This is a genomic window from Pseudoalteromonas sp. BSi20429, assembly GCF_000238895.1.
GTDB lineage: Bacteria > Pseudomonadota > Gammaproteobacteria > Enterobacterales > Alteromonadaceae > Pseudoalteromonas > Pseudoalteromonas arctica.
Map to the genome: position 1 here is coordinate 1 of NZ_BADV01000093.1, position 22,999 is coordinate 22,999.

Sequence of the window (22,999 nt, forward strand, 5' to 3'; positions counted from 1 at the left end):
GNGTTTTTTTTGTCTTTGTAATATTTATTCTTCGTTTAAAACGGGTACTTCTAGACCCATTTCTTGCATTATTTTTTTAACTTCTTCTGGTACTTTTTCGGCGTTATCTTTACGTAAGTCATCATCATTTGGTAAAGGTTGGCCAGTAAAAGCATGCAAAAATGCCTCACATAGCAATTCACTATTTGTAGCATGGCGAAGGTTATTGATTTGACGACGTGTACGTTCGTCAGTTAATACCTTTAATACATTTAGCGGGATCGAAACGGTGATCTTTTTAACTTGCTCTGATTTTTTACCGTGTTCTGCGTATGGGTGAATATACTCACCATTCCATTTAGCCATAAGATGTATCGTTGCCTCAGATTATTAATTTCTCACACGGTATAAAAAGCGTGTAAATATGCGTGAAATTCTATCGATTTAAAAAAGATAGTCAAATAATAGATACCGATCTATCTTAATAAGCCTATTGTAGGTGTAAAGATAAGCACACTTTTGTGAGCTAAAATGTGTTATTCGCAGAGGCCTCTTCTACTTTTAGCCATCTAGAGCTTTAAAATACTTTGACTTATCAAAACGGATAACTTACTCTTTTAGACGTCTAAACATCCAAATTAATCAGGTGACGAATATGAGCGAAAAAAACAAAGCGACCATTGCTGTACGTAACGGCGTTGATGCTGATAAACATCATGGTGCGGTGGTACCGCCAATTTATTTATCGACTACTTATTCGTTTGCCGACTTTGATACTAAGCGTGAGTATGATTATGGTCGTAGCGGTAATCCTAATCGTGATATCTTAGCTGAGACGCTTGCTAAGCTTGAAGGTGGCGCTCGTGGCATAATTACAGCTACAGGCATGGCTGCCGTGCATTTAGCTACTCAGCTACTTAATAGTGACGATACGTTAGTAATTCCACATGATTGTTATGGTGGCAGCTATCGTTTATTTACATCTTTACAAAAACGCGGACTACTAAAGCTCGAAATATTAGATTTAACAAAAGAAGAAAGCCTTCAACAAATTTTAGTAATTAAACCTAAGCTTATTTGGATAGAAACCCCAAGTAACCCAGTACTTCGTTTAACAGATATTAAAGCGGTGACCGATGTTGCAAAACAATGCGGTGCATTGGTGGCTGCAGATAACACGTTTTTGTCGCCTGCTTTACAAAATCCTATTAAGTTTGGTGTAGATATTGTGGTGCATTCAACCACTAAATACATTAACGGACACTCAGATGTAGTAGGCGGCGCTGTTATTGCCGCAACACAAGAGTTAGGCGATGAGCTTGCTTGGTGGGCTAATAACATTGGTATTACGGGTGCGCCTTTTGATAGCTATTTAACGCTTCGTGGTTTACGTACTTTAAATGTGCGCTTAAGGCAGCATCAAGAAAATGCGCTAGCAATAGCTAAGTACCTTGAAAGCTCTAATTTTGTAAGCCAAGTTTACTATCCAGGACTTGAGTCGCATCCTCAGCATGAGCTGGCTAAAGCACAACAACTTGGCTTTGGTGGCATGGTTAGTTTTGATATTAAAGGCGATATAAACGACGCTGCAGCATTTTTAACTAGCCTTAAAACGTTTAGTTTAGCTGAGTCATTAGGTGGCGTAGAGAGCTTAATTTGTCACCCCGCTACCATGACGCACGCAGGCATGGAGGCAAAGGCACGTTTAGAAGCGGGTGTGGGCGATACGCTTATTCGTATTTCGGTAGGTATTGAAGATATACGCGATTTAGTCGCTGATTTTGAGCGAGTGTTTGAACTTGTAAAACCAGGGCAAAATAAAAATGTTGGCCGTGTAGGCAAAGGAGCAGGCACTCCTGGTGGTAACGTTAAATTAAGTGCAGCCCGTCCGGCGCTTTGGTAATTAATATGGTCAATTGTGTACATAAATTTGGTGGTTCAAGCTTAAGCTCTAGTGAGCGCTATCAAAGCGTAGCTAAAATAATTATTGGGCATACTCAGACGGGCGACTGTGTTGTGGTGTCTGCTGCAGGTAAAACTACAGATACACTTGTGTCGTTGTGGCAAAGCTATCAAAAACAAGATACTCAAGCAGTAGCTGATATTTTACTGCAGTTAAATAACCATCAAAGTGATTTAATAGAGCAGCTATTAGAAGCCGATTTAAAACGAAGTGCACTTAAAACACTAAGTATCGAACTTAGCTATATTGCAGAACTTGCTCAAGCTGAGCAGCTAAAAGAGGCTGCATTACTTGCACATGGCGAACTGTGGTCAGCACGTTTACTCGCTACTTATTTACAGCAGCTAAATATTGAGGCATGCGCTCAAGATGCACGTACTCTTTTTATCTTAAATGATGGCGAATTAATGCATGCGCAAAATGCGCAGCAATGTGGGCAGTTAATTTTGCCTAATAAAATAAATGTTGTTACTGGGTTTATTGCCGCAGATATCAAAGGCGAGACAGTAACGCTTGGCCGAAATGGCAGTGACTACAGTGCTACACTACTTGCAAATTATTGCAATGCTAAGCAAGTATGTATTTGGACTGATACACAGGGGGTGTATAGCACTGATCCTCGCAAGGTACAAAAAGCGATTAAATACGGCAAAATTTGCCGTGGGCAGGCTAATTTATTAGCTCGTTTGGGTAACCCTGTATTACATGCAAAAACACTATCGCCTCTTAAAAACACAGATATTAAGCTAGCTGTTCGCAGTAGTTTTGACGTACAAGCAAGTCCAACAGATATAGTAAAAGAAGGTTCAGCGAAGAAAAAGCGCTTTATAACCACGTTGCAAAATGTTGATCTGTTAATGGTTGAAGGATTAAGTGAAGGTGAGGTTGCAAGTGTTAGTCAGCTTATTCAGCATAGCCTTCATCACTTTAACCATAATGGTGAAGTGTATTTAGTAGTACCTGCAGCACAAACTTATCTGGTTATTAATTATTTTGCGGGTAGGGCAAATATTAGCGAGTCAAATTTAAACGGTTGTGCAATTGTAGCGCCTGAGCAAGACGTTAATACATTAAGCTTACAAGCATTAGATTTATTAAAACTCCACAGCATAAAACCTCGTTTTGTCCATCAAGATACTGGCTATGCTTTATTGCTTACCGATCAATTTATAGATAGTGATATACAAAGTGACTTACACGATAAGCTAATTAATAAAGGCCAAGAAATCGCAATTATAGTTGCGGGGCTTGGTAACGTTGGCGACGTTTTCATTAAACAGTTATCGGCACAATTTGAGCGTTTATCGGATGACTTTAGTATTAAATTAGTCGGTCTAATTCGCTCTAAAAAAATGCTGTTTAATGCAAGTGGTATTAATACACAGCAATGGAAAACTCAATGGCAGCATGAGGCAAATAGCTATCAATCTGCAGATTTACTGAATGCTATAAATGAGCTCGATTACGAGCATAAAATTGTAATTGATATTACCGCAAGTGAACAATTTAGCTTGTTATATCCAGACTTTGTAGATAGAAACTGTCATTTAATTAGTGCTAATAAATACGCTGGAACAGCACCGACTACTTGGTATAGAGCACTTCGTAGTAATATTACAGAGCGTAATTTACATTGGCGATATAACACCAGTGTAGGCGCTGGCTTACCTATTAACTTTGCTTTGGCTGATTTGCAAAATAGTGGCGATAAAATAACACGTATAGAAGGTGTTTTCTCAGGCACGCTTTCGTGGCTATGCAGTAAATATGATGGAACTAGATCATTCTCTGAGTTGGTACTAGAAGCTCAGAAAATGGGATTCACAGAGCCAGACCCTCGCGAAGATTTATCTGGGCGAGATATGCAGCGTAAGCTACTTATTTTAGCCCGAGAGCTAGGTGTTGAGCTTGAACTTGACGATATTAGCTTATCGGCATTGATGCCAGATGAGCTTGCGCTGGGAAGTTGGGATGACTTTTTAAATAAAAAAGCACAGCTAGACGCGTTCATCGAAGAGCATGCAGTGACAGCAAAGTCTAAAAATTCAGTACTTAGATATACGGGCTTGTTAGAAATCACACAAGGTGAAGTAATTGCTAAAGTGGGAATAGCGTATGTGCCTAATGGCGATGCGTTAGCAAACCTTACACCTGGCGATAATATTTTTGTAATTAATAGCAAATGGTATAGCGATAACGCATTAGTAATTCAGGGGCCAGGAGCGGGTAGAGAAGTGACCGCTGCGGGTGTGCACTCTGATTTATATTGGCTTGTTCAAAACTTAAAATAAACCTTTGGTTTAAGCAAAGACGGCAGCTTAAATAAGCTGCCGTTTTTGTATTACATACATATTATTAAAATAGCTCTTCTTCTGTTTTAGTGTCTTCTTCAAATATATCGTTAGGCCGAGATAGCACATACTTTGTAGGTGCAGTCCCTTTTTCAAAATATTCAAATCGACTCGTGTAGTCATTTTTATGGCTTAATAAACCAGTAGCTAAATCAATACGAATAGAAACAAGTCCCTCAGGCGGCTCAATCGGGGCTTCAGGCTTGCCTTCAAGTGCCGCTTTCATAAATTCAACCCAAGCTGGCTGCGCGGTTTTAGCGCCAGATTCCGCACCTGATATTTGGCTGCTATCTAGGTTGTTATTATACGTAGAGCGACCAAGAGCGTTGCCCGGGTTATCAAAACCAACCCAAACTGAGGTCATCACATTACTATTAAAACCGCTAAACCAGGTATCTACTGAGTCATTAGTTGTGCCTGTTTTACCTGAAATGTCGCGACGTTCTAGCGCTTGTGCTCGCCAACCGGTTCCACTCCAACCTGTTTTATGAGCCCAGCTACCCCCCCCCCAAATTGCACTATTCATAGCATCAGCAATTAAAAATGCATTTTGCTTAGAAATAATTCTCGGCGCACATTTTTTCGTTTGCTCCATTTCATCATCACTATTATGCATTGAGAGTGCATTGTGTGTTGGCAAAGGCTCTTCGTCACAGGCAAGAGCAGGGTTTGCTTTAAACAATACATTGCCGTAAGCGTCTTGAATTTCTGAGATAAAGTAAGGTTCAATTAAATGACCGCCATTGGCAAATGTGCTCATGCCTCTTGCAAGTTCAAGCGGGGTAATAGAAGCACTACCAAGTGCTAATGATTCACTACGGTTAATGTCAGCGTCTTTAAAACCAAATTTTAGTAAGTGATCAGCTGTACGTTGCAATCCAACACCACGTAGTAAGCGCACCGAAATAACGTTTTTAGACTGTGCTAAAGCACGGCGAATTCGAATAGGACCGTTGTAAACAGCAGGGCTGTTTTTAGGGCGCCATGCTACGCCTTGGCTCTTATCCCATTGGTTTATAGGTGCATCATTTAATATAGACGCAAGCGTATAACCTTTTTCAAGTGCTGCTGAATATATAAAAGGTTTTATATTAGAACCCACTTGACGCTTAGCTTGTATCGCTCGGTTGTATTGACTTTGCTCAAAGCTGTAACCCCCTACAATAGCTTTTATTCTACCGTCTTGTGGATCGAGGGATACAATAGCGCTTGATGCTTCTGGTATTTGGCTTAATAAGTAGCTGTTATCTTCGTTTTGACGTACCCATATTTGCATACCTGGCGTTAAAATATCAGTAGCTGCTTTTGGAGCAAAGCTTTGGCGGTAGCGAGTAATATACTTACGCGCCCATTTTAAACTATCCCAACTGAGAGCTGTTTGCTCACCGTTTTTAAGTAGTACTGTAGCTGTTTTATTATTAACACTGAGTACTGCTGCAACTTTTAAAGTGCCTAACTCATTTACGCTCTGTAATTTATTGAGTATTTGTTGCTCAGTTAAAGCTGGTTGTGTTTCAGGATTCCATAAAACATCAGTTGGACCTCTAAAACCATGACGCATATCGTAACTGTGTAAGTTATTTACAAGTGCGTTTTGCGCTGCTTTTTGAACCTTTGACTCTACTGAGGTAAAAATTTTAAAACCAGAGTTGTAGGCTTTATCTACCCCATAGCGCGAAACCATTTCAGCGCGCACCATTTCAGAGATATACGGTGCGTATAAGTTTATTTCTGCACCGTGAAAATAAGCTGTAATAGGTTGGCTAGTTGCTTCGTTATATTGCTCTTGTGTTATATAGTCTTCGGTCAGTAAGCGGCCTAAAACTACATTTCGGCGCGCTTTTGCACGCGTTGGGTTACGAATTGGGTTTAAAGCTGAAGGTGCTTTAGGTAAACCTGCAATCATCGCCATTTGCGCAAGTGTTAAATCTTTTAGCTCTTTACCGTAATAAACTTGCGCTGCTGCACCAATACCGAAAGCACGATTACCTAATTCTATTTTATTAAGGTAAAGCTCTAAAATTTCGTCTTTTGTTAACACTCCTTCAATATGAAGCGCTATAAATATTTCTTTAACTTTACGGATATACGCTTTTTCGCGTGTTAAAAAGAAATTACGAGCAAGCTGCATAGTAATAGTACTTGCACCTTGTTTTTTCTCGCCAGTAGATATAAGAACAACAGCCGAACGTACTATACCAATAGGGTCTATGCCTATATGATCGTAAAATCGATTATCTTCTGTCGCTAAAAATGCATTAATGAGTGTTTGAGGAATTTCATCAATAGTCACTGGAATACGACGTTTTTCACCAAATTGATTGATTAAAAGCCCATCTTTAGTGAATACTTGCATAGGAGTTTGTAATTGCACGTCTTTTAAAACTTGCACACTGGGGATATCAGGTTTAACGTAGTAATAAAGACTGATCAAAGTAATCAGACCAATTAACACACAAATGATAAAAAAATTGTAAAGTTCGTTTTAATAAAATCACTTATATTTCCCTAAATGGACTCCCAATTGCGAGTTTTGACTGCTAGTATATATTGATTAAAAAATGAATAATATTTTTCATATAAAAATTATAACTTGTTTATTATTAAAACAAAGGCCAAGTTGAAACATGCTAAGTCAACTATTTCAAAAACCGTCCCAAATGATGGTAGGAATTGATATTGGATCGCACTCTATTAAGGCTGTGCTTTTACGTGAAATTGAAACTGGATTTCGACTCGAAGCACTTGCAATTGAGCCGATGCCAAAAGGCGCAATGAGTGAGCGCACAATTCAAGATATTGAAGCGATTGGTAACGTAATTACAAAATTAAGAAAAAAATTACCAAAGTCGTTAAAATCTGCAGCAGTGGCTGTTTCTGGCCAAACAGTCATTACAAAAGTGATCTTCATGGATGTATCGTTAACTGATGCTGAACTTGAGTCGCAAATTGAAATTGAAGCCGATAGTTTAATTCCATATCCTCTTGATGAAGTGAGCCTCGACTTTGAGAAGCTTTCGACGAATGAGGCCGATCCTAGTAAAATGAATGTTTTGCTTTCAGCTGCTCGTACTGAGAGTGTAGAAGCGCGTGTTGGCGCTTTAGAAGCTGCAAATTTAGAAGCTAAAATAGTTGATGTAGAAAGCTATGCATTAAGTCGTGCAATGGATGTGTATTACCAACAATTACCTAGCGACGCATTTAATAAATGTGTGGCTGTGGTTGATATTGGTGCGGTTTTAATGCTCGTGAGCGTTGTTCAAGCAGGGGAAACAATTTATACACGTGACCAAGTTTTTGGTGGCGACCAATATACAAATAGTATTGTTGCTTATTATAATAAAGGGTTTGATGAAGCTGAAATTGGTAAAACATCAGGTGATTTACCGCCAAACTACACCTTTGAAGTATTAGCCCCTTTTCAAACTTCGTTACTTCAACAAGTGCGACGCGCGGTGCAAATGTTTTTAACAACCAGTGGCAAAGAGCAAATCGACTATATTGTATTAACGGGTGGTACATCGATGATTAAAGGTATTGACCGATTACTCATTGAAGAACTAGGTATTCACTCTGTCGTTGCTGAGCCTTTTGAAAATATGGAAATTTCTCCAAAAGTAGATCGTAATGTAATGCAGCGTCACAAAACGCAGTTTGCAATTGCGACAGGGTTGGCATTAAGGAGCTTTTCAACATGCCACATATAAATCTACTTCCTTGGCGTGAATCGCAGCGCGAAGAATCGAAAAAGAAATTTGTAACTATACTTATTGGTGTCGTTATACTTTGTTTTGCGAGTATGTACTTATTAAGCTCTTTTTATAGTGCATTAAAAGACGGTCAAAACTTAAAGAATAACTATTTAAGCTCAGAAATTAGCATGCTAGATAAAAAAATAAGTGAAATTAGAAGTTTAGATAAAAGAAAAGAAAACTTACAACAGCGTATGAGACTCATTGAAGAATTGCAAAGCAGCCGTAATTTGGGTACGCAAATAATGGATGAAGTTGCCAAAATAGTACCGGGTGGGGTTTATTTAACAAAACTCGAGCGCAGAGGCAGCCAAATACATGTATTGGGACGCAGTGAATCTAATAACCGTTTATCAACTATGCTGCGCCAAGTACAAAGCTCATATTTACTAGAGAATCCTTCAATGCAAGGTATTGTTGCAGGCGATCAATCTTCGCGTTTACTTAGTGATTTTAATATGGAATTTTATGTAAAACCATTTGATAAAATTGGTGAGGTTAGCGATGAGCCTTGATTTTAAAGCACTGAGTGAAATTGATTGGAATGAAATAGAGCTCGATAACATTGGCGATTGGCCTATTGCAGTTAAAGCAATTTGCTGTACGTTTGTTGCCGGACTTGTATTGTTTTTTAGTTATAGCCTATTAGTTTCTGATGAAATTGATAGTTACCACAGTGCAGTTGCGAAAGAGGTCGAGTTACGCACAACTTATCGCACTAAATACGCAGTCGCGAGTAAGCTTGAGATCTACCGTCAACAAATGATTGAAATGGAAGATAAGTTTTCACAATTATTAAAACGTTTACCTACCTCTAACGAAACCCCTGGTTTACTTGATGATTTGTCGTATGTTGGCACAACAAGTGGTCTGACTTTTTTAAAAATAGGTTGGTTACCAGAAGTCGAGAAAGAATTTTATACTGAATTACCGATTAAAATAGAAGTGATAGGGACCTACCATGAATTTGGTGAGTTTGTGGGTAAAGTAGCTCAGTTACCACGAATTGTAAGCTTACATGACTTTTCTATTTTATCATCGGGCGATAAACAGTTAACATTTAGTGTTGTTGCAAAAACATATCGCTATGAAGAAGGGGTTAAAAAATGAAGCTCCTTCGCGTAGTACCTGTAGTAATGGTGTTTGTTTTGAGTGGTTGTAATGATGATACGTCTGAGCAAAAAGAATTTATTGATCAAGTAAAAGCAAGCACAACACCAAAGGTTGAATCAATTCCTGAGCTGACAAAGTTTGAAATATTTGAGTACAGTGCTGGTCAGCTACGTAGCCCGTTTGTAGCGCCTCAGCCTGAGATAATCCAAAATAAATTAACGCAAGTAAAAAACTGTTTGCACCCAGATCAAGAGCGTCGCCGCGAACCGTTAGAAAAATACCCGCTAGATAACTTAGCAATGAAAGGCACAATTGGTTCTAGTGGACAAATATGGGCATTAATAACAGCAGCTGACGCTACTTTGCATCGTGTAACGGTAGGGAATTACCTTGGTAGTTATGATGGCAAAGTAAAAACAGTAAGTAACGACTATATAGAGTTAGTGGAATTAATCCCTGATGGGTCTGGCTGTTGGAAAGAGCGCTTGACTAAATTAGAAATGTTAGAGGCGGCAACAGATGGCGCAAATTAATAATAAAAAAGGTAAAAATAGCATGCATAAGGATGTACTTTGGCTTCATCGTATTTCACAAACATTACTGGCTGCTGTTGCTTTAGTCACTGTAAATTCAGCCGTTGCAGGGCCGTTACTTTATGATGTTCGTTATAATCCATTACTTAAAGGCGAAACTGAGTTACAGCTTGTTTTTGATGAAGAGTTAACGCTTGAGCCAAAAGTTCAGGTGTTTAATAGCCCAGCCCGAATCGAAATGTTTTTTGATACCGCAGAGTTAGAGGTTGGTTTAAATGATGTTGAAGTTAATCAAGCTGGAATTAGCAGTGTTACTAATGTTTTAACTAACAGTGGTTTAAAGGTAACGGTAAACTTAGATAGATTAAAAATTTATGAAACTGAAGTTCATAACAACTTAGTATCAATACGCGTGTCTGATAATCCTCTTACAGAATCTGAAAATGAAGATGTAGCGATGGACTCAGGTGATGTAAGTGGAAATTACATCAACCGTATCCAATCAATTGATTTTAGACGTGGTGAAAAGGGCGAAGCGAAAGTACTCGTATTTTTACAAGACACTCAAGCTGCAATTGAAGTCCATGAAAGTGGCGGTAAAATTTACGCTGACTTTCATCACACCGATATTTTAGATGACCTACTTTATGAATTAGATGTATTAGATTTTGGTACTGTTGTAAGTAATATCGAGACTTTTAAAGAAGACGGATTAAGTCGTGTCGTTATTGAGCCAAACGCTCAGTTTACATTTACGTACCAGCAAATAGATAATATTTTAACGCTGACGGTAGAAAAAGATGAAACGCAAAACGCCTATTTAGATGGTGGCGTTGAGTATCAAGGTCGCCCTATGACCTTAAATTTTCAAGATATCTCTGTGCGAGCAGCACTACAAATTATTGCGGGTTATAACGATTTTAACTTAGTAACCAGTGATTCAGTGACAGGTAATATAACACTGCGCTTAGATGGCGTACCGTGGGATCAAGCGCTTGACGTAGTATTGCGTATTAAAGGGCTAGACAAACGTATGGATGGCTCTATTTTAATGGTAGCGCCTGCAGAGGAGCTTGCGGCACGTGAAGCTAAAGATTTAAAAGCTAAACAGCAAGTTGAAGACTTAGAACCACTCTATAGTGAATACATTCGATTAAACTATGCTAAAGCCGAAAATTTTGCTGACTTATTAAAAACAGATAGGAACAGTATTATAACTGCCCGCGGTAGTGTATCGGTTGATCAGCGTACAAATACTTTATTGGTAAAAGATACTGTAAAGAGTATAGAAAACATTCGCCGGATGATAGAAACACTCGATATTCCGGTACAGCAGGTTGTAATCGAATCTCGAATGGTAACTGTGCGCGATAACGTTACTGAAGACTTAGGCGTACGCTGGGGCTTTAGTGATCAAGGCAGTAGTGTTGGTATTTCTGGCTCCCTTGAAGGCGCAGAAGGTATTTATAACGCGACATCAACTTCAAATGCGCCAAGTATTTCAGATCGATTAAATGTAAATTTACCAATTTCTAATCCTGCGGCCAGTATTGGTTTGCACATAGCAAAGTTGGCTAACGGTACATTAATTGATTTAGAGCTAAGTGCTCTTGAAGAAGAGAATAAAGGCGAAATTATTGCTAGCCCGCGTATCATAGCGGCTAATCAGCAAAAAGCACGAATAGAGCAAGGTACTGAAATCCCTTACACTGAGTCAGCTTCAAGTGGTGCTACTACTGTAAGCTTTAAAAAAGCGGTACTAAGCTTAGAAGTGACACCTCATATCACACCTGATAATAAAGTAATTCTAGACTTAATTATTACTCAAGATACTCGTGGTGATACTGTACAAACGGGAACAGGTGAAGCAGTGTCTATTGATACCCAAGAGATTCAAACTCAAGTGTTAGTTGAGAATGGACAAACCGTAGTACTCGGTGGTATTTTCCAGCAGCAGATCATTAATACTACGAGTAAAGTGCCAATTTTAGGTGACATTCCTTACGTAGGAAGACTATTTAAAACCACAAGTGAGTTTAATGAAAAGCGTGAATTACTTATTTTTGTGACACCAAAAATACAAATTGATTAAAATACAGTGGTTTTATGTTAACCAACGGGTGATTATTTAGATTAATTGCTCGTTATATGGCTTTTTATGCTAATTGACTTGAAATACCCCCGCAATTACTGAGATAATCCCCTCCTTAATTTTGGGGCCAGGTCGTTAGGCGGGGTTTTATTTCAAATTTTAGAGTTTGTTTGTACTAAAAGATATGGCTGAGAAACGTAATATATTTCTAGTTGGCCCCATGGGGGCTGGCAAAAGCACGATTGGTCGTCACATCGCTGACCAATTACACCTTGAATTTGTTGATTCTGATCAAGAAATCGAACGCCGCACAGGTGCAGATATTGCATGGGTATTCGATCTTGAAGGTGAAGAAGGCTTTAGACTTCGAGAAGAGTCTGTTATTGGCGATTTAACCGAGATGCAAGGTATTGTACTTGCTACCGGTGGTGGTTCAGTAATGAGCAAAGAAGTTCGAAACAAGCTTTCGGCTCGAGGTATCGTTGTATACCTAGAGACACCTATAGAGAAGCAAGTTGCACGCACGCAACGCGACAAGCGTCGCCCATTACTGCAAACTGAAGAAGCACCTCGTAACGTACTAGAGCGCTTAGCAGAAGAACGCGAGCCACTATACAAAGAAGTTGCTGATTTTGTTGTACGTACCGATGAGCAAAGCGCTAAAGTTGTTGCTAACCAAATCATCGAGAAATTAGATTTTTAAAAACCAATAATAAAGGAATAGCCAAGCATGCTTAAATTAACTGTTAATTTGGACGAGCGAAGTTATCCTATTTATATTGGGCAATCTGCACTTCAAGATAATGGCCGCCTGGTTCACCACATTGGTGATTGTCGGCCTATCATCATTACTAATGACACAATAGCGCCTTTATATTTGCAAAGGTTACTTGATTCATTAGCTGATCTAAATCCGCTATCTTTTATTATTCCTGACGGTGAGCAATATAAATCACTAGAATGGTTTGAAAAAATATCAGCATTTTTACTACAAAATAACTGTGGCCGAGATACGTGTTTAATTGCGTTAGGTGGCGGTGTTGTAGGTGACCTAACTGGTTTTGTAGCGGCTTGTTATCAGCGCGGCGTACCGTTTATTCAAATACCAACGACAGTGCTTTCACAGGTTGATTCATCGGTAGGTGGAAAAACGGCAGTAAATCATCCGTTAGGTAAAAATATGATAGGGGCATTTTATCAGCCTCAAGCGGTTTTTATTGATACGCAAACATTACACACTCTACCTGCACGAGAGTTTGCAGCAGGTATGGCTGAGGTAATTAAGTATGGTCTGATTTACGATACCGAATTATTTGCCTATTTAGAGCGAAATGTGACTAATTTACAGCAACTAGATGAAGCATGCTTACAGCATATCATTTTTAGATGTTGTGAAATAAAAGCGCTTATAGTTGCTCAAGATGAAAAAGAACATGGCTTACGAGCTTTGTTAAACTTAGGCCATACATTTGCCCATGCAATTGAGGCACAGATGGGTTATGGCGTTTGGTTACACGGCGAAGCTGTTGCAACAGGAATGGTATTAGCAGCTAAACTTGCCAAGACACGCCAAGATTTAAGCGCAAGCGAAGTTGATCGAATTATTAAGCTGCTTGAGCTATATAATTTACCAACAGAAATTCCAAAGCAAATGACTAGCGAGCAGTTTTTAACGCATATGCGTAAAGACAAAAAGAATAAAAAAGGCACCATCCGCTTTATTCTACCTACCCAATTTGGCCAGTGTGCATTAGTTGATAATGTATCTGATGATCAAGTTAGAGACTTAATCGAGCAGTAAATGCAGTCACAAATTTTACCAAGCCGTGCGGCTTTGGTGGATAGAATCGCACTGCAATTTGAGTACGGGCAAAATTTAATTGTTTTACTTGGCACTTCTGGGCTAGGTAAAAGTTATATGCTCGAAACCTTCATTACAGATAAATACAACGACTTTAATAAAGCCTTCGTGCAAGTAAGTGCGCAAATGACTGATGCTCAGCTAATGAGTGAGTTATTAGAGCAAAGCTTTAACTCTCCCCTGATTGATCATAACTTAAGTTTACCTGAAAACTATTACCAATTACTGCAGCAGCAACCATGCGGGCCATGTTTATGGGTACTTGATGGCGGTAGGCAATTATCTGATGAGATGTTAATTGAGCTTGAGTTACTTTCTAAAAACAGCCCAAATACGCTATATATTATAATAGCTTCACAGTCTAAACTGGCTTTAAATAACGCTGTTGAAATTTATCTAGAGCCGCTGACGCTTCGAGAAAGCAAGATGTTATTGCAGTGGTACTTTACAGACTTACCCTATGATGAAGACCCTGTATTTAGTACTTTTTTAGCTGAGGCTCACGGTAATCCCAGCTTATTGCTTGCTTGGCAACCTAGTGAGCACATAGCCGATATTATTGTTAAAGACAAAGTGTCTTGGCGATTACACTTATTGATTTTGATGTTGCTGATTATGCTTTTAATTATTGGTCTGCTTTATAAGTCGGATATGACGCAGTGGTGGCAACAGTATTATCAGCAAGAAGAAACACAAGTAGTAAATACAGCAATATCTATAGAGCAAGTAAGTGAGCCGGCTATAAAGAAAAATGACTCAATAATTAACTTAAATGAACTTGAAGTAGTTGAGCCAGATATTAAGGCAGAGCGTGTACACATTAATGATGTGCCTGCCATAATGCAAAGCCTTACCGAACCTGGCAACACAGTTAACGTATTAGACAATGATGATAGTACTAATAATAAAAGCAGTGTATCAAGTGACGTTAAATCTGAAGCTCTAAAAGTAAATACAGCAGAGCAAACTCAGATCAGCCAAGATAATATATGGTACATGCAGCAAATAGATACAAATAGTGTTATTCAATTATTAGCCGTAACTCAGCAGGAAGTTAGCGATAATTTTATTGCTCAATTCAATCTACAGCAGCAAACTCATACTTACCAAACAAAGCGAAATAATAAAATATGGTGGGTTGTTACATTTGGCAGTTTTGAAAGTATAAACGAAGCAAAATCAGCAATGGATACTTTATCTGCTGAGGTTAGAAAAAATAAACCTTTCTATAAAAAAATTAGTAAAATAAAGCAAGAAATAGCACTCGTTGATCAGTAAAACACACTGCTTTAGTGTAAAATCGCGCAACACCAGATTGAAGTAAAGAGCCAATGCAGCAAAAGAGTAGAGCCTTCCTTAAATGGGCCGGCGGAAAATACAGCCTAGTTGAAAATATTAATGCGCGATTAAACCAAGCTAGCAAGCATGCTGATACGTTGGTTGAACCTTTTGTTGGTGCAGGCTCTGTGTTTTTAAATAGTGACTTTAAACACTATATTCTCAACGATATAAATGCAGACTTAATTAACTTATACAAAGAGCTAAAAAGCTCTCCAGATGAGCTGATTAGTGACGCTAAAAAGTTATTTGTAGATTTGAATAATCACGCAGATGCTTATTACGAATATCGTGTGCAGTTTAATCAAAGTCGTGATGTATATGAACGTTCAATATTGTTTTTATACATGAACCGCCATGGTTACAACGGACTCTGTAGGTATAATTTAAAAGGTATTTTTAATGTGCCTTTTGGTAAATATAAAAAGCCTTACTTTCCTGAAAAAGAAATGTATTTTTTTGCTGAAAAAGCACAAAAAGCAACCTTTACCTGTTTAGATTACGATGATGTTTTTAAGTTAGTGCCTAACAATGCAGTTATTTATTGCGACCCACCTTATGTACCATTAAGTAAAACCGCTTCTTTTACGTCTTACGCTAAAGGGGGGTTTAATTTAGATGATCAGGCTAATCTGGCTAATCTGGCTGAGAAGGCTGCCTTTGAAAATGATACACCAGTGCTTATCTCTAATCACGATACCGTATGGACTCGAAAAATTTATAGCCAAGCATCACTTGACCAAATTCAAGTAAAGCGCACTATTAGCCCCAAAGGTGGCTCTAGAAATAAAGTTGACGAGTTGATGGCTATGTATTTAGCACCCAAGCAACCACAGCGTAAATTGCGATAACAAAAGCAATAAATAGTACAACCGCAATTAGGATGATAGAGACAGGAGAGTGTTGTTTAAAATCGACTTGGCGTTTATTTTCAGATTGAACACCAAAAAATGCTGCTAGCACACTTTGCAACGCACTAAAAAATTGCAGCATTATTTAAAATAAAGGTTTTAAAGATGGAGTGTTTTTAGAATCATCAGAGCTAGTAAGTAGCTCTAGTAAATCGAGGTAATGAAACTGAGCACTACGGCTATCGCCAGTTAACCACGAAAACCACGATGACTCTTCTTCAGCTTTAATACACGTGATTGTAGTTAATGTGTTTTGAGCACTTACCACTTGTGTATTATGACAATTACCCACTGAGCTTAATTCTTGCTCAGAGCTTGAATCAAAGCTAAACGCCCCGATAAGCAGTAATGCCGACGCAATTAATATCCCAGTTTTAAAAGCACGCATGATGAAATCCAATAATTTGTTACTTTTTTAATCATAGCAAATATTGATTAAATATCAAACTTAAAGTTACCTGAAATAGGGGCTATTACGCCATATTACTTGGGTAACATCTTCAATTAAGTTACATTAACGCAATACACTATTTATTGATGGAGTTAATCATGTTTAACCCAGAGCAAAAATATTTAATAGCCCCTTCTATTTTGTCTGCTGATTTTGCAAAACTAGGCGAAGATGTTGATAAAGTACTCGAAGCGGGCGCTGACGTGGTTCACTTTGATGTAATGGATAATCACTATGTACCTAATCTCACAATTGGTCCTATGGTGTGTAAAGCACTCAGAGATTACGGCATTACAGCACCTATCGACGTACATTTAATGGTTAAGCCTGTAGATAGTCTTATTCCATTGTTTGCAGAGGCTGGCGCATCAATTATTACTTTTCATCCAGAAGCCAGTGAGCACGTCGATCGTACAATACAGTTAATAAAAGATCACGGCTGTAAAGCAGGCTTAGTGTTTAACCCTGCTACAAGCTTAAGTTATTTAGATCATGTTATTGATAAGCTAGATACCATTTTACTTATGTCGGTTAACCCAGGTTTTGGCGGGCAAAGCTTTATCCCTCATACGCTTGAAAAATTACGCCAAGCTAAGCAACGCATTATTGAATCGGGTCGAGATATTCGCTTAGAGGTTGATGGTGGCATTAAAGTCGATAACATTGCAGCAGCAGCACAAGCAGGCGCTGATATGTTTGTTGCAGGCTCAGCTATTTTTAACCAACCAGATTACAAAGTTGTGATTGATCAAATGCGTGAGCAGCTTGGAAGTGTTAAGTAATGAAATACGATATAGCCTTATTTGATTTAGATGGTACCTTAGTTGATAGCGTTTACGACTTGTATATTGCTATTAACCTAACCTTGAGTGACCTCGCTTTTCCTATTGTTAGCCAACGCTTGGTCGAAAGCTGGGTCGGTAATGGGGTTGAAGTCCTCGTTAAACGCGCTTTGAGTGGTGATATGCAAGTGAGTGAGCATCTAGATGAGTCACTTAGTAGTAAAGCAATATTACAGTTTTATAAGCACTATGAACAACAAGTTGGTGAGTATAGTGTTTTGTACCAACATGTAGAAACCGGGCTTGCAGCACTTCGTGGTATGTCTAAAGCACTAATCACTAATAAGTCTCGAATATTTACAGAAAAACTACTTGATAAACTGGCACTAACGAGTCATTTTGATGTGATTGTATGCGGTGACGATATGGCAAAAAAACCATCGCCAGATCCATTGTTATTTGCCTGTAAAAAACTAAAGGTTGAACCTAGTAAAGCGATAATGATAGGTGATTCTAAAAGCGATATACTTGCAGCTAAAGCCGCTAATATAGACGTAATCGCACTTAGTTACGGCTATAACCAAGGTGAAAATCTCAAGGATTATAATCCACAGTACCTATGCGATCACTTCTTAGATATAATACCTGTTCTAACGCAGCGTTAAATATTATTAATTAAGCAAAATAAAGGAAAATCATGAGTAAACCAGTAGTTTTAAGCGGCATTCAGCCAACCGGTGGTATGACAATAGGCAACTATGTTGGCGCTATTAACCAGTGGCTAAAGTTACAGGAAGACCACGAAAGTTTCTTTATGTTAGTAGACTTACACGCTATTACGGTTCGCCAAGAGCCTGAATTACTGCGCTCTCGAGTGTTGGATGGTATTGCTCTTTACGCGGCATGTGGCATTGATCCTGAAAAATCTGCGTTATTTGTACAATCACAAGTACCTGAACACGCACAGTTAGCGTGGGTATTAAATTGTTACGCGCAAATGGGTGAGCTTAATCGAATGACTCAGTTTAAAGACAAGTCATCTAAGCATGCAAATAACGTAAACGTGGGCTTATTTTCATATCCGGTATTGCAAGCTGCGGATATTTTATTATACCAAGCTGATCAAGTACCCGTTGGTGAAGATCAAAAGCAACACTTAGAGCTGACTCGCGATATAGCAACACGCTTTAATAATTTATACGGCGACGTATTTAAATTACCAGAGCCGTACATTCCACAGTTTGGTGCACGCGTAATGAGCTTGCAAGACCCACTTAAAAAGATGTCTAAGTCTGACGAAAACCCAAATGGTTACATCATGTTATTAGATGAGCCTAAACAAATTGTGAAAAAGCTTAAAAAAGCAGTAACAGATTCAGATGAACAAGCACGTATTTATTTTGATCGCACAGAAAAGCCTGGCGTATCAAACTTGCTTACTTTATTGAGTGTTGCAACTAAGCGCTCAATAGAAGACCTAGTTCCTGAGTATGAAGATAAAATGTATGGCCATTTAAAGAAAGATACAGCAGATGCAGTTGTAAACATGATTGAGCCAATTCAAGCTCGCTTTAAAGAGATCAGAGAAGATCAAAACCTACTTAATAGCATAATGAAATCAGGTGCTGAAAAAGCAAGTGTACGTGCTGAGAAAACATTGAAATCGGTATACGATGCGCTTGGTTTTATTCCTCGCGGGTAAGTTTATTAAAATAAAAAAATGCCGCTTGTTAGCGGCATTTTTTATATAGCACATATCAACATGATAGACCCAAATAGAAACAGTAGCGATATCGCTAGTTTATCTGTTTTATCCATTATTCAGCCCCTCTTACTGTTATATCTGCCGTGCTATCAATATCAACTAGAGAAACTTTATAGCCCTTGTTTTCAAGTAAGGTAAGTAAACTATCTTGTCCTGCGAGGTGGGCAACTCCAACAAGTACAAACTCATTTTTGTCGTTGTTAAACATGGCTTCTACTTTTGGTAACCAATCATTATTTCTATCTGTAATGATTTGTTTATAGCTATTCGGATCATTTTGCTGCATATCTTCAAGTGCCACTTTATTCAGTGTGTCTGTATCACCTTTGCGCCAGGCAGCTAAAAGTCCTTTAAACATATCGCCATAGTTGTGAAGCTCGGCTAAGTTACGTTTAATGAAATCGTTCTCGTTGCCTTGACCCATTGTTTTAAAAAACTCTAACTGAAATTCCATTGTTTCTAAGTAATCTTTTGTTTTGTTATCTTCAGTCGCTTTTTTAGTAAAGTAAGCATCAACCCCTTCACCCATTAAATTTTGCTTTTGAAGCTCCATCGACATTAAAACAATACTAACCATAGCAGGGCGAAAACCATCTAACTTAGCTAGGTTAGCGCCAAACTCGCTAAGCTTATTTTCAAGTAAAGCCTTAATCTCGGGTTCTAGCTTTTGACTTAACGTTTCGTTATTTGTATACGATAGCGCACCTAACATTTGCATTTGTGCATTGGTGTCGGCTGGGTCAGGTAACGGTGCTTCTAAAATAATTGTATCTGCTTGTTCATAAGCATGGTTAAACTCAGCGGGTAGTGGCATTTCAGCTTTAGGTAGTATGTGAACTGTACCGCCAATAAATAGTGAGTCATTGCCATTACTTACTTGCCATACAGAGCTTTGAGCCTGTGCTGTATTTGCTAAAAGGCTGCAACTAAGTAATACGCTGGCAGATACTAATTTTTTTGTGAATTTTTTCATGATAATTCCTTAATATAACTTTTAATTTTATTGTTTTTAGTTCGATAACACATTGCTGAAATATGTAGTGATTGACGATGTTACCTTTGAAAGATTTTTATCAATTTGCGAGTTTATTTTGCTCATTGAAGAGTCAAGCTCAGCTGATATTTTTTCATCTATTGAAGAAAGTAATGTCTGCTTATCAACATTACTTTTTAAAGACTCAGAAGCGTCTATTTTGTTTGTTTTTTGTAGTTTTTGATTAACAGGGTTAATTGCCTTTATGCTTTCACCAATCATGCATTTCTCAAAATTATTTTGAACGGTGTTTTGTTTAGTGTCAGCTGCAATAACTGAAGTAGTATTAAAAGCAGTTGCTAGTAGTAAAGCCGGTAGTACTTTTTTCATTGTGCTGTTCATAATTAAACCTTTTGTATTTTTTGCTGCAGCCAATTTAGAATCACAAATGATTTTTTACTAAGCTGCTTGTTGATGACGGTTTAAAGAATATCGCTGAATTTATTAAGAGTCGCTTATCTAGTTATGAGCAATTAATAGATAAGGTTTTAAAGCTAAATAATTGTTTAAATTTAGTATGTTAGCTTTAAACCTTATAATGCTAATATAAGGTTTAAAATGCTTTTTCTATAAAATAAAGTGTAGATGTGATACGGTTTATAAAAATAAAAATACGTAAAGACTATGAATTATCAAATCGGACCTTGGCAATTTATTAGTAATCGCTGTGTGATTACTTCAAACCATTTAGAAAGGGAATTAGATCCACTTTTAGTTAAGTTATTACTCCACTTTATAGATAAGCCTCAACAAATCGTTTCCCGCCAAGAGCTTATTGAGAGTGTGTGGCAACAGAGCTTTGTTGATGATAATGCGATTAACCGTGCAATCTCAGAGTTAAGAAAGCAGCTTGCCCACCCAGTTGAAAAAGCGCCGCTTTTAAAAACACATTACCGTAAAGGATATAGCCTAACGGTAATACCTGAGCGTTTAACGCAAGCAAACGTTTTGAAAGAGCCTGCAAACATTTTGCCTGACTCACCGGGTATTTCTGCCAAAAATGAAGAGATAGCTACTGCAACTATTTCGCAACCAGTTCAAAGAACTAATAGTAAAAAGTTTTTTATTTATTCTTTATTCGCCATTATTTGCCTGTGCTTTTTAGTATGGTTTGGGTTGTTTTTTATTAATACACCTTCTAGCGAAAAGATTAAACAGATCACGGTTAATAAGGTAGCAAGCACGTGGAATATAGGCAGTGAGGTTCATCCTGAGATGTCCTCAGATAAACAATATTTAGCTTATACAAATGTTGAACCTGAAAATGACGTAATGCATGCATTTGTAAAACGACTATCTGATCAAAGGGAAGTTGAAATTACCTATCCTGGCTTTCAAGTATCCATTTTATCGTGGCAGTTAAATCAGCACTCTGTGTTGTTACAAGCGACTAACTTAAAGCAGCAAAAGTGTGAAATGGTTCTCGTTGATTTAAGCCAGTTTCCTGTTATAGGAGAGGCTACTTTAATTAAAAAGTGCGACCTTAGATACACAGGTTATGCGCAAGTAGACGAAAGTGGTGAGCATATTTATTACACCGAATATAAAAATGAGCATGAGGGTTCAGGTTTATATAAATATGATTTAGAACTTAAAAAAGAATTCATAGTGATCCCACCACCAGGCGTCATGTATGGTGTAATCATGCCTCGTTTATCTCATTCTGGTAGTAAAATAGCATATGTACTTAGCCAAAAGGGTAAGCCTTTTTCTGTATTTAGCTACAACTTTGAGACCCATGAAACCAAGCGGTTATTTAAAGCAAAGAAAAGCATAATTAGCTTCGCGTTTGACTGGCTTGCAGACGATAAAGGCGTGATTGTTTTTGAAGACTCTGAGCTTTCAACCATTGTGTTTGATGAAAATAATATTATTAAACGCACACTAACGGTTACCCCAGCAATTTCACCTTATTATATTGCAGTTCACTCTGATAACAGCCTATTTTACTCGGAAAATATGACACAGGCATACTCGCTTATTAAAGCTACAGACCCTTTTGGTGATAATCCTGAGTATGAAGCACTTTATAAAAGTGATAAAGACGAGTACAACATTGCTGAAATAATTAATAAGGAAGGGACAGCACATGTTTTTGTATCAGAGCGTTCTGGCAGCAGTCAATTGTGGCTCTCTCAAAATGGTCTTACAAAGCAACTTAGCTTTTTTAATTACGATGATGGCTCATCAACTTTTGTATTAGGAGGACTAAGAGCCTCTCCTAATAAGCAACGCATGATATTCATGAAAAATAAAGGTTTTTCACTTTATGACGTAAACGCTCAAAAATTTTATCCATTTGAAGAATTTAATAAGCATAAAATAGTAAGCTATATTTGGTCAAAAAATAACGACAGCATTATTTATGTTAAGCGACTTGGTTCAAAAAATATATTGGCAGAATTTAATTTAGTAACACGTGATACACGTGTAATAGAAGGTATAAAAGCTGATAAACTCATTTCAGATAGTAAAGGTAACGGGTACGTAACCAATGATAATCAGTTAATTCGCCTTTCAGATAGGCAAAGCTGGGAATTACCTAAAAACGCCAAAAAGTCAGTTGCGTATGGAGTTAGCAAAGACTATTTCTATTATTCAGATTCTATTTCTAGAGTCGCTAGACTAAATTTACACGATCAAACTATACAAGATATACACGTGGACTTTCGACCTATTGGTTTTGAAGTGAGTTCAGATAACGAAATTTTATTCACGGGTGCTAAATATAAAGACATGCAAATAATACAGATAAGTTGGAATGACTAGGGCGTGTCTATCTTTCTAGATTAAGCTTGTAGCAGTGTGTTGTTTTTCTTTAATAGCATTTTCGATTGTTATACCAATTCGCTTAATTAAGTGATCTATTTTGAGGATGGAAAAACGTGTTGGTAGCTAGGCAAAAAATTCGCTATTTAGTTGTTCTCGGCAATTGCCCCTGCATTGCTCTACCTTCTACCTTCTGCATCCATGCAGTCGTAAATGAGAATTTTTTAACACAGGTAGCGACACGTTTAGCCCCGCAAAATGATTAAGTATTATTGCGGATTGGTATTATGTTGATAAAAGAAAAGT

20 protein-coding genes and 1 pseudogene are annotated in these 22,999 nt (G+C 37.9%); 15 read left to right on the forward strand and 6 right to left on the reverse strand.

Translation table 11 applies throughout. The features are described from left to right. Window positions 1-24: 24 nt before the first annotated feature. Window positions 25-345 carry a met regulon transcriptional regulator MetJ gene (gene metJ, locus P20429_RS02890; protein ID WP_007586263.1) on the reverse strand — a complete coding sequence of 107 codons (321 nt, stop codon included), beginning with the start codon at window positions 343-345 and terminating at the stop codon, window positions 25-27. Window positions 346-634: 289 nt separating this feature from the next. Between metJ and metB the strand changes: the two genes are divergently transcribed. Further along, a complete protein-coding gene (metB, locus tag P20429_RS02885) occupies window positions 635-1,882 on the forward strand; it encodes a cystathionine gamma-synthase (RefSeq protein ID WP_007586264.1) in 1,248 nt (415 codons plus the stop codon). 5 nt (window positions 1,883-1,887) lie between these two features. After that, window positions 1,888-4,233, forward strand: a complete 2,346-nt coding sequence (metL, locus tag P20429_RS02880; RefSeq protein ID WP_007586265.1) for a bifunctional aspartate kinase/homoserine dehydrogenase II — start codon at window positions 1,888-1,890, stop codon at window positions 4,231-4,233. Between the two features lie 64 nt (window positions 4,234-4,297). On the opposite strand, the pseudogene P20429_RS02875 reads toward metL, so the two are convergent. Then, window positions 4,298-6,791 (reverse strand): annotated as a pseudogene (locus P20429_RS02875) (penicillin-binding protein 1A). 129 nt (window positions 6,792-6,920) lie between these two features. Here P20429_RS02875 and P20429_RS02870 point away from each other — a divergent pair. From P20429_RS02870 to P20429_RS02830, 9 genes are all read left to right on the forward strand, one after another. Then, window positions 6,921-8,000, forward strand: coding sequence for a pilus assembly protein PilM (locus tag P20429_RS02870; protein ID WP_024589891.1), 1,080 nt, complete (start codon window positions 6,921-6,923; stop codon window positions 7,998-8,000). Next, a complete protein-coding gene (locus P20429_RS02865; protein ID WP_007586268.1) occupies window positions 7,988-8,560 on the forward strand; it encodes a PilN domain-containing protein in 573 nt (190 codons plus the stop codon). The genes P20429_RS02870 and P20429_RS02865 overlap by 13 nt, the downstream gene beginning before the upstream one ends. Then, the gene (locus P20429_RS02860) at window positions 8,550-9,155 is read left to right on the forward strand and encodes a type 4a pilus biogenesis protein PilO (RefSeq protein ID WP_007586270.1); all 606 of its coding nucleotides are present in this window, start codon (window positions 8,550-8,552) and stop codon (window positions 9,153-9,155) included. Before P20429_RS02865 ends, P20429_RS02860 begins: the two co-directional genes overlap by 11 nt. Beyond that, window positions 9,152-9,691 (forward strand): pilus assembly protein PilP, encoded by a 540-nt coding sequence (locus P20429_RS02855; RefSeq protein ID WP_007586272.1) that lies wholly within the window; start codon window positions 9,152-9,154, stop codon window positions 9,689-9,691. Before P20429_RS02860 ends, P20429_RS02855 begins: the two co-directional genes overlap by 4 nt. Then, complete coding sequence (locus P20429_RS02850; RefSeq protein WP_007586274.1) at window positions 9,678-11,783, forward strand: type IV pilus secretin PilQ; 2,106 nt, start codon at window positions 9,678-9,680, stop codon at window positions 11,781-11,783. Before P20429_RS02855 ends, P20429_RS02850 begins: the two co-directional genes overlap by 14 nt. 184 nt (window positions 11,784-11,967) lie before the next feature. Further along, window positions 11,968-12,486 carry a shikimate kinase AroK gene (gene aroK / locus P20429_RS02845; RefSeq protein ID WP_004589350.1) on the forward strand — a complete coding sequence of 173 codons (519 nt, stop codon included), beginning with the start codon at window positions 11,968-11,970 and terminating at the stop codon, window positions 12,484-12,486. 27 nt (window positions 12,487-12,513) lie between these two features. Then, the gene (gene aroB, locus P20429_RS02840) at window positions 12,514-13,584 is read left to right on the forward strand and encodes a 3-dehydroquinate synthase (protein WP_007586276.1); all 1,071 of its coding nucleotides are present in this window, start codon (window positions 12,514-12,516) and stop codon (window positions 13,582-13,584) included. Next, window positions 13,585-14,922: an AAA family ATPase gene (locus tag P20429_RS02835; protein WP_007586278.1), complete on the forward strand. Its 1,338-nt coding sequence runs from the start codon at window positions 13,585-13,587 to the stop codon at window positions 14,920-14,922. Window positions 14,923-14,975: 53 nt separating this feature from the next. After that, a complete protein-coding gene (locus P20429_RS02830; protein WP_007586285.1) occupies window positions 14,976-15,833 on the forward strand; it encodes a Dam family site-specific DNA-(adenine-N6)-methyltransferase in 858 nt (285 codons plus the stop codon). Here the strand turns inward: P20429_RS02830 and P20429_RS20435 are convergent. Together P20429_RS20435 and P20429_RS02825 are read right to left on the reverse strand one after the other, a co-directional pair. Then, window positions 15,790-15,975: a DUF2970 domain-containing protein gene (locus P20429_RS20435; protein WP_007586286.1), complete on the reverse strand. Its 186-nt coding sequence runs from the start codon at window positions 15,973-15,975 to the stop codon at window positions 15,790-15,792. The two genes, P20429_RS02830 and P20429_RS20435, sit on opposite strands and share 44 nt — an antisense overlap. 3 nt (window positions 15,976-15,978) lie before the next feature. After that, window positions 15,979-16,281: a hypothetical protein gene (locus P20429_RS02825; RefSeq protein ID WP_007586287.1), complete on the reverse strand. Its 303-nt coding sequence runs from the start codon at window positions 16,279-16,281 to the stop codon at window positions 15,979-15,981. 161 nt (window positions 16,282-16,442) lie between these two features. On the opposite strand from P20429_RS02825, the gene rpe reads away from it, so the two are divergent. From rpe to trpS, 3 genes are read left to right on the forward strand one after another with little or no spacing between them, the layout of a single operon-like run. After that, the gene (rpe, locus tag P20429_RS02820) at window positions 16,443-17,126 is read left to right on the forward strand and encodes a ribulose-phosphate 3-epimerase (protein ID WP_007586288.1); all 684 of its coding nucleotides are present in this window, start codon (window positions 16,443-16,445) and stop codon (window positions 17,124-17,126) included. Next, window positions 17,126-17,791 carry a phosphoglycolate phosphatase gene (locus tag P20429_RS02815; RefSeq protein WP_007586289.1) on the forward strand — a complete coding sequence of 222 codons (666 nt, stop codon included), beginning with the start codon at window positions 17,126-17,128 and terminating at the stop codon, window positions 17,789-17,791. The genes rpe and P20429_RS02815 overlap by 1 nt, the downstream gene beginning before the upstream one ends. A 32-nt stretch (window positions 17,792-17,823) precedes the next feature. Continuing rightward, window positions 17,824-18,828, forward strand: a complete 1,005-nt coding sequence (trpS, locus tag P20429_RS02810; protein ID WP_007586290.1) for a tryptophan--tRNA ligase — start codon at window positions 17,824-17,826, stop codon at window positions 18,826-18,828. Between the two features lie 115 nt (window positions 18,829-18,943). Here trpS and P20429_RS02805 read toward each other — a convergent pair whose 3' ends face one another. Continuing rightward, the gene (locus P20429_RS02805; protein ID WP_007586291.1) at window positions 18,944-19,864 is read right to left on the reverse strand and encodes a TraB/GumN family protein; all 921 of its coding nucleotides are present in this window, start codon (window positions 19,862-19,864) and stop codon (window positions 18,944-18,946) included. Between the two features lie 36 nt (window positions 19,865-19,900). Continuing rightward, entirely contained in the window at window positions 19,901-20,266 is a 366-nt protein-coding gene (locus tag P20429_RS02800) for a hypothetical protein (protein ID WP_007586292.1), read from the reverse strand. A 282-nt stretch (window positions 20,267-20,548) separates the two neighbouring features. Here P20429_RS02800 and P20429_RS02795 point away from each other — a divergent pair, with 282 nt between their 5' ends. Next, window positions 20,549-22,693 (forward strand): transcriptional regulator, encoded by a 2,145-nt coding sequence (locus P20429_RS02795; RefSeq protein ID WP_007586293.1) that lies wholly within the window; start codon window positions 20,549-20,551, stop codon window positions 22,691-22,693. Window positions 22,694-22,999 lie beyond the last annotated feature (306 nt).